Annotated in this window: 9 protein-coding genes and 2 pseudogenes; 3 read left to right on the forward strand and 8 right to left on the reverse strand. The window is 63.4% G+C overall.

The genetic code is table 11. The annotated features are described in order from the left end of the window. Positions 1-169: 169 nt before the first annotated feature. From tssK to icd, 7 genes and pseudogenes are all read right to left on the reverse strand, one after another. Positions 170-1,525 carry a type VI secretion system baseplate subunit TssK gene (gene tssK / locus BMG07_RS23630; RefSeq protein WP_198086591.1) on the reverse strand — a complete coding sequence of 452 codons (1,356 nt, stop codon included), beginning with the start codon at positions 1,523-1,525 and terminating at the stop codon, positions 170-172. A 32-nt stretch (positions 1,526-1,557) separates the two neighbouring features. After that, positions 1,558-2,049 (reverse strand): type VI secretion system lipoprotein TssJ, encoded by a 492-nt coding sequence (gene tssJ / locus BMG07_RS23635; RefSeq protein WP_269759329.1) that lies wholly within the window; start codon positions 2,047-2,049, stop codon positions 1,558-1,560. Positions 2,050-2,200: 151 nt separating this feature from the next. Further along, positions 2,201-2,686: a type VI secretion system tube protein Hcp gene (locus tag BMG07_RS23640; protein WP_198086592.1), complete on the reverse strand. Its 486-nt coding sequence runs from the start codon at positions 2,684-2,686 to the stop codon at positions 2,201-2,203. Positions 2,687-2,810: 124 nt separating this feature from the next. Continuing rightward, entirely contained in the window at positions 2,811-4,313 is a 1,503-nt protein-coding gene (gene tssC / locus BMG07_RS23645; protein ID WP_198086593.1) for a type VI secretion system contractile sheath large subunit, read from the reverse strand. Positions 4,314-4,335: 22 nt separating this feature from the next. After that, positions 4,336-4,878 (reverse strand): type VI secretion system contractile sheath small subunit, encoded by a 543-nt coding sequence (tssB, locus tag BMG07_RS23650; RefSeq protein ID WP_198086594.1) that lies wholly within the window; start codon positions 4,876-4,878, stop codon positions 4,336-4,338. A gap of 75 nt (positions 4,879-4,953) precedes the next feature. Continuing rightward, a pseudogene (gene tssH / locus BMG07_RS23655) lies at positions 4,954-7,655 on the reverse strand (type VI secretion system ATPase TssH). 335 nt (positions 7,656-7,990) lie between these two features. Beyond that, the gene (icd, locus tag BMG07_RS23660; RefSeq protein ID WP_198086595.1) at positions 7,991-9,250 is read right to left on the reverse strand and encodes an NADP-dependent isocitrate dehydrogenase; all 1,260 of its coding nucleotides are present in this window, start codon (positions 9,248-9,250) and stop codon (positions 7,991-7,993) included. A gap of 218 nt (positions 9,251-9,468) precedes the next feature. On the opposite strand from icd, the gene BMG07_RS23665 reads away from it, so the two are divergent. The 3 genes from BMG07_RS23665 (at position 9,469) to BMG07_RS23675 (ending at position 10,716) form a co-directional block, all read left to right on the forward strand. After that, a complete protein-coding gene (locus tag BMG07_RS23665; RefSeq protein ID WP_198086596.1) occupies positions 9,469-9,807 on the forward strand; it encodes a cell envelope biogenesis protein TolA in 339 nt (112 codons plus the stop codon). Between the two features lie 156 nt (positions 9,808-9,963). Next, positions 9,964-10,161 carry a hypothetical protein gene (locus tag BMG07_RS23670; protein WP_198086597.1) on the forward strand — a complete coding sequence of 66 codons (198 nt, stop codon included), beginning with the start codon at positions 9,964-9,966 and terminating at the stop codon, positions 10,159-10,161. 96 nt (positions 10,162-10,257) lie between these two features. Beyond that, on the forward strand, positions 10,258-10,716 hold the full coding sequence (locus BMG07_RS23675; RefSeq protein WP_198086598.1) for a DUF192 domain-containing protein: 459 nt from the start codon (positions 10,258-10,260) through the stop codon (positions 10,714-10,716). A gap of 71 nt (positions 10,717-10,787) precedes the next feature. Here the strand turns inward: BMG07_RS23675 and BMG07_RS44275 are convergent. Beyond that, positions 10,788-10,857, reverse strand: a pseudogene (locus BMG07_RS44275) (superoxide dismutase [Fe]); the annotation flags it as partial.

The following is a 10,857-nucleotide window of genomic DNA, read 5'->3' on the forward strand; positions in this document are numbered from 1 at the left end:
GCGTCACCCGGTTGATCGTCATGAGGCTCTTGCGTGCCACCGTCTCCGGGGGCATCGTCGAGTTCTTTTTGTGGAGCATGGGCGCGTTAAGAAATGAATGAAGTCGGGCGGAGCGAAAAGACGGCAGGCCCCATCGCGCACCGTGCTCGGAGCTGTTGTTGACGTGGCATCACTTTTCCCGCACGCCCCAAAGCTCCATGCGCAAGCCGGGGAACTCGCCCGCGACGTGAAGCGCAAGACCGCCGTGCTTCACCATGTGCTCCCACAGCGGCCCGCGCGGATCGATCTGGAAATAGACAAAGCCCGCGTTGAAGGGAATCTGGCGCGGCGGCACCGGCAAGGTCTGCAGCGGAATGCCGGGCAGGTGCGAGCGGATGAGTTCGGCAAGCCGATCGCTGGGGCCGACCTTGCAACTCGCCGGAAACTGGCTGGCCAGCAGATCGGGGGGGGTGTGGGCTGCCACCGCGAACACCAGGCTCGAAAAGCCCTGCAGCTCCGACGGTTCGACGCTGGCCACCCGCACACCGTTGGCGCGCTGGGCCAACGGAATGCTCTGCGCGCTGCGCACCAGCACGTCGTTGAGCAGTGCCTGCACGTCGCCCATGAGTTCCCTGAAAGAAAGATAGGGATCGATGTGCTGATAGGCCGGATGCGGACTGGGCCGGCGCGTGGTTGCCCGCACGAAGGTGGCCAGCTCTCCGCCCAAGGTGCGAAGCGCCGTGTAGAGCACCTCCGGAGAGGTCTCGCGAACGCGCAGCCAGTGCTCCAGCAAAGGTTCGTAGCGATTGAGGATCTGCAGCAGCAGGAAGTCGGACACCTCGGCGGCCTCGCTCGATTTGCCGTCGTTGCCGCTGAGCCGTGCCGCCAGCGACTGCGCGCGCAGACGGCACAGGCCGTGCAGGTTGGTGATCCAGTCGGCCAGCAGCGGGCTCGCGCCGTAGCCGTTGACTGGCGGAATCAGATTCGGGTCGATCGCGATGCTGCCGTCGGAGCGCAGCACCGTGACTTTGGCGAGCGGCAGCCCGATCCACGCATCGGTGAGTTCCCGCTGCGGCAGCAGGCGCAAACGCAGCCGGGACAGCTGCACCGTTTTCGGCCCCTGCCCGATGGAGTTCGCGTCGCGCAGTTCGGTGTCGAACACCGAAAAGCGCGCCAGCGATGCCGAGGATGCGGCGGCATCGTCGAAGCTGGTCTCCTCGCCGTTGGGCGTGCGAATGGGCACCGCAAGATGAATGACCTGCTCGAGGTGCTCCGGCAGGATGGTGAGCGGCGCGGGTGGCACGGTCTGCCCCGGCGCATCGAACGGCGTGCCGTCGGCGAAGATGCCCGCGGCGCTGGCAAGCACGAGCTTGCCCAGCGAAAGCGATTCCGCGTCGATGCTGTAGTGGTTGAAGCCCCAGTAAAAGGGGCTGAGCGAGGCGGTGCGCTTGTGCGCGAGATGCTCGAGGTAGCGCTCCTGCTGTTGGAACAGCTGTGGACGAAGAAACAGTCCTTCGCTCCAGGCGACTTTGTTGTACCAGCTCATGGATTCGGTGTATGTGCTTGCGAGCCGTGGACTTATTTGAGGGGAGTGAGCTGGATGCCCTTGGCCTGCAGGCCGATCTGCAACGTGACCTTGTTGGCCGGCAGCACGGACCTGTACCAACTGGCTTCAGGCGCGGGGTCGATCTTCTGGACGGCGCGCCAGTCGGCTTGCGCCAGTTCCCGGTAGCCCGCGATGACGCCGATGGCGGCAATGTCGGGATGCGACTTGCGCCGGATGGTCTTGACCTCGCCGGGCCGGAGGATGAATTCGTCACGAACGAGCAGGTCGGCACCGATCACGGCCTTGTCGTTGCTGTTCAGGGAAAAGTAGTCGGCCGACTCGAAGGTGCCTTCGGACTTCAGCTCGTAGAGGCGCACGAGGATCGGGGCCGCCCTGCCCTTGTCGTCCGGGTTGACGCCCGCGTCCGCGGTGATGGTGATGTCGAGCTTGGTCTGCTCTCTCGGGTACGAGAACTGGGCGTGCGAAGGCTGCGCCGTGGCCAGCACGAGTGCGAGCGCCGTCATCCATCGTGGACCAGACACATTGAAGACCATGTTGAAGAAGAAGAGCTGCAGTCGATCGAAAAGGTCGCGCCGGACCATGCGGCGTGACGTGGCACGCCACACGGCCCGAAGCCGAGAAACCCTGGAAGTAGCCAGGGACCGAGCAAGCTGCTCAGGACTCCTTGTTGCCCTTGATGTCGTAGCCGGCCGTGACCGCGCCGCCGCTGCCGCCTTGTGCGTTCTGCACCGAGTACTCTTGCTTGATCTTGGAGAACGACAGGCGCACGCGCTCCTTGACACGCATTTCGTCGGAGTTCGAACCGAAAGGCTGGATCGCGGTGATGATCACGTCGGAGAACGTGAACTTGAGGTACTCGAGCGGGTTGCCGCCGGCCTTGCGGACCGTGAGCTTCGCTTCCTGCACGTGCTTGCCGGTCAGGCAGTACTTCATGAGGTTGGGACTCGATCGATCGACGAAGTGGTCGAACTCGAGGTCTTCCACCGTGGCCTTGCCGGCGCCACCGCCCGAGCCGGCATGCATGGTCGATTCCTGGAAGGCTTTCCAGTTGAACGCCAGCACCTCGATTTCGTTCTTGTGATCGGAGTCCTGCGACTCCCCTTCGATGCCGTTGATCTTGAGAAAAATGTCTTGAGCCATAAAACCCCCTGAGTTTGGTTTTGTCGATGTGTGACGGTTTCTTTGGGCGCTCTTGTCGGCGCCTCCAACGATTCTTCGGGTGGCATCTGTGCGCCACTTCCTTGAACTGTTCAGCTGGCGCGGTTCAGGCTGCTTCCTTGAGCGAAGGCAGCTTCGCGACGAGGCGCAGCGACACGGTCAGGCCCTCGAGCTGGAAGTGCGGACGCAGGAAGAACTTGGCGCTGTAGTAGCCGGGGTTGCCCTCGACGTCTTCCACCACCACTTCGGCCGCGGCCAGCGGCCTGCGGGCCTTGGTTTCCTGCGAGGAGTTGGCGGGGTCCGCATCGACGTAATGCATGATCCATTCGTTGAGCCAGCGTTGCATGTCCTCGCGCTCCTTGAACGAGCCGATCTTGTCGCGCACGATGCACTTGAGGTAGTGCGCGAACCGGGTGCTCGCGAACAGGTAGGGCAGCCGCGCCGACAGATTGGCGTTGGCCGTCGCGTCGGGGTCCATGTACTCCTGCGGCTTCTGCACCGACTGTGCGCCGATGAAGGCGGCGTGGTCGGTGTTCTTGCGGTGCACCAGCGGAATGAGCCCGGCCTTGGCCAGCTCGGCCTCGCGGCGGTCGGAGATGGCGATCTCGGTCGGGCACTTCATGTCGAAGCCGCCGTCGTCGGTCGGGAAGGTGTGGCACGGCAGGTTCTCGACCGTGCCGCCCGACTCCACGCCGCGGATCATGGTGCACCAGCCGTACAGCTTGAAGCTGCGGTTGATGTTCACAGCCATGGCGTAGGCCGCGTTGCTCCACACGTAGTTGCGGTGATCGGCACCTTCGGTTTCTTCTTCGAAATCGAACTCGTCGACCGGATTCGTCTTGGCGCCATAGGGCAGGCGCGAGAGGAAACGCGGCATGGCGAGACCCACGTAGCGCGAGTCCTCGGTGTTGCGCAGCGAGTTCCAGGGCGCGTGCTCGAGGTTCGAAGTGATCTTGGCCAGGTCACGCGGATTCGCGAGTTCTTGCCAGGACTCCATGCCGAGCAGCGAGGGAGCCGACCCTGCGATGAACGGTGCATGCGACGCCGCGGAAACCTTCGCGATGGCGCCCAGCAGCTCCACGTCGGGCGGCGTGTGGTCGAAGTAGTAGTCGGCCACCAGGCAGCCGTACGGCTCGCCGCCGAGCTGGCCGTATTCTTCTTCGTAGATGCGCTTGAAGATGGGGCTCTGGTCCCAGGCGATGCCCTTGTGCCGACGCAGCGTGCGGCGCACTTCGTCCTTGGACACGTCCATGAAGCGGATCTTGAGCTTCTCGTCCGTCTCGGTGTTGTAGACCAGGTGGTGCATGCCGCGCCAGGCCGACTCGACCTTCTGGAACTCGTCCTTGTGCAGCACGAGGTTGATCTGCTCGGACAGCTTGCGGTCGATCTCGGCAATGATGGCTTCGATGCTGCTGTAGGCATCGTCGGTCATGGTCGCGGCGTTGACGAGCGCCTGTTCGGCCAGCGTGCGCACGGCCGCCTCGACGGCATCACGCGCCTCGTCCGTCTTGGGCTTGAACTCCTTGTCGAGCAGCGAGGCGAAGTCGGAAGGGTTGGACGAGAGCGCCGTCTCGGGCGCGTAGCGCACTGGATCGCTGAGTGTGTTCATGGGCAGGTTCCTTGCTGTGGTTTCACACGGCCGCGTCGGTGGCGGGGGCTTCGTTGACGGTGTCGGCGCGCGGCTTGGGCGCCTGCGCCAGCGACTTCATGAGGGCGGGGTCCTGCAGGAGCTTGTTGACCAGGCCTTCGGCACCGGCCTTGCCGTCCATGTAGGTCTGGAGGTTGGCGAGCTGCGTGCGTGCTTCGAGCAGGCGACTGAGCGGCTCGACCTTGCGGGCCACGGCGGCGGGAGAAAAGTCTTCGATGCTCTCGAAGGTGATGTCGACCATGAGCTGCCCCTGCCCCGTCAGGGTGTTGGGCACGGCGAATGCCACACGCGGCTGGATGGCCTTCATGCGCTCGTCGAAGTTGTCGATGTCGATCTCGAGGAACTTGCGATCGGCAACCGGCGGCAATGCCTGTGTTGGCTTGCCGGAAAGGTCGGCCAGCACGCCCATGACGAAGGGCAGCTCGATCTTTTTTTCCGAACCATAGATTTCCACGTCGTACTCGATCTGCACGCGTGGTGCCCGATTGCGGGCGATGAACTTCTGACTGCTGTTGTTGATTGCCATGAAAACTCCCTGCTGAAAAACGACGGAACAAGAGACGGATGCCTGCACTGAAGGCGGCTCAGTGGTTTGAAAAAATCACGCGTATTCGGTATGGCAGACGATGCCCCCTCCCCCCTGCAACCCTTGATCTCCGGTGTCACGGGCCTCTACGTCGACGGACATCCGGGTGACCGTTCGCCGCTCCTGCAAGGCGCCGAGCCATTGCCGCGAAAGCACGGGCAGCAGGTGCTGCTCGATGAAGCCGATCAGGCGGCGCGCGCCGGTTTCGTGCGTCCCGCATCGATCGATGACTTCAGCGACGAGCGCAGGCGAGTAGCGAAGCGCGATGCCGTGCTGGGCATTCATGCGGTCGACCACGCGATCCAGGTGCAGTGCAACGATGTCCCCCAGCGCACTCTCCGCCAGGGGCAGATAGGGAACGACCGACAGGCGCCCGAGAAAGGCCGCGGGGAAAACTTCGCGAAGCAGGGGCTGCAATTCCGTGCGCAGCACGTCGACCGAGGGAAGCAGCACCGGGTCTTCACAAAGGCTCGCGATCAGCGCCGACCCCGTGTTGCTGGTCAGCAGGATGGTGGTGTTGCGAAAGTCGATATGGCGACCTTCACCGTCTTCCATCGACCCCTTGTCGAACACCTGATAGAAAAGCTCGTGCACGTCGGGGTGGGCTTTTTCGACTTCGTCGAGCAGGATCACGCTGTAGGGCTTGCGGCGCACGGCCTCGGTCAGGACCCCGCCCTCTCCATACCCCACATAACCCGGCGGAGAGCCTTTCAACGTGGAGACCGTGTGCGGCTCCTGGAACTCGCTCATGTTGATGGTGATGAGGTTCTGCTCACCGCCGTACATCGCCTCCGCCAACGCCAGAGCCGTTTCGGTCTTGCCGACACCCGAGGCCCGACCAGCAGGAACACGCCCACGGGTTTGTTCGGATCGCTCAGCCGGGCGCGCGCAACCTGCACTCGCTCGGCGATGGCGGCGAGCGCGCGGTCTTGGCCGATGACGCGCGCGTCGAGCTTGGACTGAAGGCCGAACACGGCGTCGACCTCGTCTCTCACCATGCGACCGACGGGAATGCCGGTCCAGTCCGCGACGATGGCAGCCACTACAGCCTCGTCGACTTGCGGAAATATCAAAGGTGCCTCCTGCTGGCGCGACGACAGGTCGTGCTCGAGGGCGGTCAGCTGCGCCGAGGGCGCCGAGCCCCCGGCGCAGCTCGCCTCTCTTCCTCTCTCTCCCTCCACGGTTCTCAGTGCGTGGATCTGCTGGACGGCCGTGAGCTCGTCCTGCCACCTCGCTTCATGGGTTGCCAGCTCACGCCGGGCCGCGTCGATCCGCCCATTCGCGTCTTCGGCTCGCAAGGCTCTTGCGTCGCTGCCTTGTGCAACGACACGCTCCTGCGCCAGCAGTGCCAACTCGACCTCGAGGGCGGCGATCTGTTGGCGCAACCGATCGACCACCGGTGGCGGCGAGTGCAGTGACATGGCCACGCGCGCGCAAGCGGTGTCGAGCAGGCTGATGGCCTTGTCCGGCAACTGGCGCGCGGGAATGTAGCGATGCGAGAGCGTCACCGCGGCACGCACAGCCTCGTCAAGGACGGTGACGCCATGGTGCCGGGCAAAGGTGGCCGCGAGACCTCGCACCATCTCGATGGCCGAGGCCTCCTCGGGTTCGGCGATCTGCAATGTCTGGAAGCGCCGGGTCAGTGCGGGATCCTTCTCGATGTGGCGCTTGTACTCGCTCCACGTGGTGGCACCGAGGGTGCGCAAGGTGCCGCGCGCCAGAGCCGGCTTCAGCAGATTCGCCGCATCGCCTGTACCGGCCTGACCACCCGCACCGATCAAGGCGTGGACCTCGTCGATGAACAGAATGACCGGCTGGATCGACTTGCCCGCCTCTTCGAGCAGCGATTTCAGCCTGGACTCGAATTCGCCTCGCATGCTGGCCCCCGCCAGGAGCGCACCGACATCGAGGCTCAGGAGACGCGCATCGCGCAGGGCTGGAGGCACCTGGCCGCCGGCGATGGCCAGGGCGAGCCCTTCGACCACCGCCGTCTTGCCCACGCCGGCCTCGCCGGTCAGCAAGGGATTGTTCTGGCGCCTGCGCAGCAGGATGTCGACCATCGTGCGGATCTCGTGCGCACGGCCGATCACCGGATCGATGTGACCAGCACGCGCGCGTTCGGTCAGGTCGGTGCAGTACCTGGCGAGCGCGGACTTGCCGTCGGGCTGCTCTGCCATGGCCCCGCTGGCTTCTCCCGGCAGCGCGGACGGCAGGCCCGAGCCGTCGTGCGGCCCCTCGGCATCCTCCGGAGAGCCGGAGATGATCGCGGCCAAAGTGTCCACCATCGGGTCCGCGGGAATTCGCTGGAAGGCAGTTGAAATGCCAAGCAGCACGCGGCGCAACTCAGGCGTCTGCACGAGGGCGGCAAGAAGCCAGGCGCCGCGCACGCAACGCCCGCCGTACTCGAGGCTCGACAGCACCCACGCACGCTCGATGGCGGCCTCGATGTGCTGCGAGAAATCGCTCAGCGACGTGGCACCCGAAGGCAGGCTCGACAGGGCCGCGGCCATGTCTTTTTCAAGGACTTGCGAATCGATCTGGTAGTGGCGGCAGATGCGATGCAGATCGCTGTCGTTGAGCTGCCAGAGCTGATGAAGCCAGTGCGTCAGTTCGACGTAGGGATTGCCTCTGAGCCTGGCAAAGGCCGTGGCCGATTCGATGCCGCGAAACAGCGTGAGGTTGAGCTTGCCGAATAGCGCGCGCCGGGAAATCGTCATCGTGCGATCCATCGCCCCGCAGGCGATGCCGCCGAACCGGCCTTTGCTGCTGTCTTCTTGCCCACGACGCGCTCCCTGAGTGCTGTTGAATGGGCGCGATTCTGGAGCGGCTCAGCGACTGCGCGACAAGCACAGTTTCTACCAATAGTTAAACGCAGAAAGCAGGTGTTTGATCCGTGATGTTTGCCCGATCGCCTCTTTTTTGCCTATTACTTAAGAAGTAATTCCGATGAAAGTGCGAGCGCGCCGGGCAAGAAAAAAACCCTTGGATTCCTTTCGGAAAAACAAGGGCTCGATGCGCGACGCCGCAAGGCATCGCATGGCGCTTTGCGCAATTACATGTGGTCGATCATGACCTGGCCGAAGCCCGAGCAGCTCACTTGCGTGGCGCCGTCCATCAGGCGTGCGAAGTCGTAGGTGACCTTCTTGCTGGCGATCGACTTCTTCATCGAGCTGATGATCAGGTCGGCGGCTTCGATCCAACCCATGTGGCGCAGCATCATTTCGGCCGAGAGGATTTCGGAGCCGGGGTTCACGTAGTCCTTGCCGGCGTACTTGGGCGCCGTGCCGTGGGTGGCTTCGAACATCGCGACGGTGTCGCTCAGGTTCGCGCCCGGGGCAATGCCGATGCCGCCGACCTGCGCGGCCAGTGCGTCGGAGACGTAGTCGCCGTTGAGGTTGAGCGTGGCGATCACGCTGTACTCCGCGGGGCGCAGCAGGATCTGCTGCAGGAACGCGTCGGCGATGCTGTCCTTGACGGTGATGTCCTTGCCCGTCCTCGGGTTCTTGAACTTCATCCACGGGCCGCCGTCGATCAGCTCGGCACCGAACTCCTTGGCGGCCAGGTTGTAGGCCCAGTCACGGAAGCCACCTTCGGTGAACTTCATGATGTTGCCCTTGTGGACGATGGTCACGCTGGACTTGTCGTTGTCGATGGCGTACTGCAGCGCCTTGCGCACGAGGCGCTCGGTGCCTTCGATCGACACGGGCTTGACGCCGATGCCCGAGGTGTTCGGGAAGCGGATCTTCTTGACGCCCATTTCGTCCTGCAGGAACTTGATGAGCTTCCTGGCCTTGTCGCTCTCCGCTTCGAACTCGATGCCCGCGTAGATGTCTTCCGAGTTCTCGCGGAAGATCACCATGTTGGTCTTGTGCGGCTCGCGCACCGGGCTGGGCACGCCGTCGAAATACTGGATGGGGCGCAGGCAGACGTAGAGATCGAGTTCCTGGCGCAGCGCGACGTTCAGCGAACGGATGCCGCCGCCCACGGGCGTGGTGAGCGGGCCCTTGATGGAGATCACGTAGTCGCGAACGGCCTGGAGCGTTTCCTCGGGCAGCCAGACGTCGGGGCCGTAGACCTTGGTCGACTTCTCGCCGGCATAGACCTCCATCCAGTGGATCTTCTTCTTGCCGCCGTAGGCCTTGGCCACGGCGGCGTCCACCACCTTCAGCATCACCGGGGTGATGTCCAGTCCGGTCCCGTCGCCTTCGATGAAGGGGATGATCGGTTGGTCAGGCACATTGAGCGAGTTGTCCGCGTTGACCGTGATCTTCTGGCCTTCGGTCGGAACTTTGATGTGCTGGTAGCTGGACATGAGGGGGTTTGGCTCCGGAGTGGCGTAATTTTGACGAGTGTCAGCGAATTCAGACAGCCACGAGGAATCGCTGTACAGGACGCGAACAAATCGCTGTACATTTTAGACGCAACCCATCAGCGAGGGTTTGTCAACCGGCAGGCCTATGGCCTCGTTAGTGGCAGACCTTCTGCTCGCCGGGAGGCGTTTCCAACCAATTCTCGAATAGAGGAATCTCAATGAGCAAAATTCTCGCAGTCATGATCGCTGGCCTGTTCGCCGCCGGCGCTTACGCCCAAAACCCGGCTGGCGCGACCCCCGAACAAGGCAACGCCACCAACAGCAAGTCGCAGCAACGCGCTGAAACCAAGAAGGCTGCCAAGCCCGCTGGTCAAGTCAAGGCTGGCGCCAGCGACGAAGTCAAGACGCCCGAAGGCGGCGCCATCGGTGCCGACAAGGCCGCTGCTTCTGGCGAAAAGCGCGCCAGCACCCGCGACCAACGTCGTCGCAACAAGGACGGCAGCGTCAAGCGCAAGTCGACCCAAGGCGGCACGCCTGACATGGCAGGCGCCAAGTAATTCGGCCCAGCCCCTCAAAAAAAGAGCGCTCTTCGGAGCGCTCTTTTTTTTCGTCCGCAGGGTATGCGCAGCTGTCAACCGCCGGAAGCGGCCTCCGTTGAATGACTACCTCCGCAGGGAGGGCTGTCCAAATCAACGAATTTCAAAGGATTTCTCATGAACAAGCTGCTCGCAGCCCTGATCGCCGGTCTCTTCGCTGCCGGTGCCTTCGCTCAACAAGCCGAACCCACCGCAGCCGCTCCTGCTGCCCCCAAGGTTGCCAAGCACGCGTCCGCCAAGAAGCACGTTGCTGCCAAGAAGCACAAGGTTCGCCACGTGGCCAAGGCCCACACGGCCGCCGCCAAGAAGGTGTAAGCTTTCACGCTCACCGGCAATGCCCGCATCAGCGGGCATTTTTATTGGCATATTTGGTTAAGGCCGGGCCCTGATCCCGCCTGAAAGAGTTGTCCGATGTTTCAGCGTCTAGCCGCCCTGCTCCTCGCATCCGCGTCCTTCATGATGACGGCGCATGCCCAGCAGCAACCCCAGACCGACCTGCCCCGCACGCAGCTGTCGGTCGGCCTCTACAAGATCGACACGCAGATCGCGCAAACGCCCCAGCAGCGCGAAATCGGCCTGATGTTCCGCAAGGAAATGCCGCAGGCCGAAGGCATGATCTTCGTGTTCGAGCAGCCCGCTACGCAGTGCTTCTGGATGCGCAATACGATCCTGCCGCTGACCGCGGCGTTCGTGGCCGACGACGGCCGCATCGTCAACCTGGTCGACATGCAGCCCATGACCGAGAACTCGCACTGTTCGCTGGAGCCGGTGCGCTACGTGCTCGAAATGAACCAGGGCTGGTTCGCCAAGAAGAACATCAAGAAGGGCGCCAAGCTCGGCGGCGAGTTGTTCGCAGCCACCAAACGCTGATCGCCTGCTGCCTGAAGCCCGCAAAAAAGCCGACCCGGGGGTCGGCTTTTTCATTGGGGGAAACCCCGGGCTCAGCCGAAGTTCTTGGCGGCGAAGTCCCAGTTGGCCAGCTTGGCCAGGAAGGTCTCGACGAACTTCGGA

This window comes from Variovorax sp. E3, from assembly GCF_016082275.1.
In the GTDB taxonomy this organism is placed as follows: Bacteria; Pseudomonadota; Gammaproteobacteria; order Burkholderiales; family Burkholderiaceae_C; genus Variovorax.

Bases quoted from the DNA above. Each gene is read 5' to 3' on its own strand.
- icd (WP_198086595.1), bottom strand. From the start codon at position 9,250: ATGTCCAGCTACCAGCACATCAAAGTTCCGACCGAAGGCCAGAAGATC.
- tssJ (WP_269759329.1), bottom strand. From the start codon at position 2,049: ATGACGGCGCTCGCACTCGTGCTGGCCACGGCGCAGCCTTCGCACGCC.
- BMG07_RS23665 (WP_198086596.1), top strand. From the start codon at position 9,469: ATGAGCAAAATTCTCGCAGTCATGATCGCTGGCCTGTTCGCCGCCGGC.
- tssC (WP_198086593.1), bottom strand. From the start codon at position 4,313: ATGAACACACTCAGCGATCCAGTGCGCTACGCGCCCGAGACGGCGCTC.
- BMG07_RS23675 (WP_198086598.1), top strand. From the start codon at position 10,258: ATGTTTCAGCGTCTAGCCGCCCTGCTCCTCGCATCCGCGTCCTTCATG.
- BMG07_RS23640 (WP_198086592.1), bottom strand. From the start codon at position 2,686: ATGGCTCAAGACATTTTTCTCAAGATCAACGGCATCGAAGGGGAGTCG.
- tssK (WP_198086591.1), bottom strand. From the start codon at position 1,525: ATGAGCTGGTACAACAAAGTCGCCTGGAGCGAAGGACTGTTTCTTCGT.
- BMG07_RS23670 (WP_198086597.1), top strand. From the start codon at position 9,964: ATGAACAAGCTGCTCGCAGCCCTGATCGCCGGTCTCTTCGCTGCCGGT.
- tssB (WP_198086594.1), bottom strand. From the start codon at position 4,878: ATGGCAATCAACAACAGCAGTCAGAAGTTCATCGCCCGCAATCGGGCA.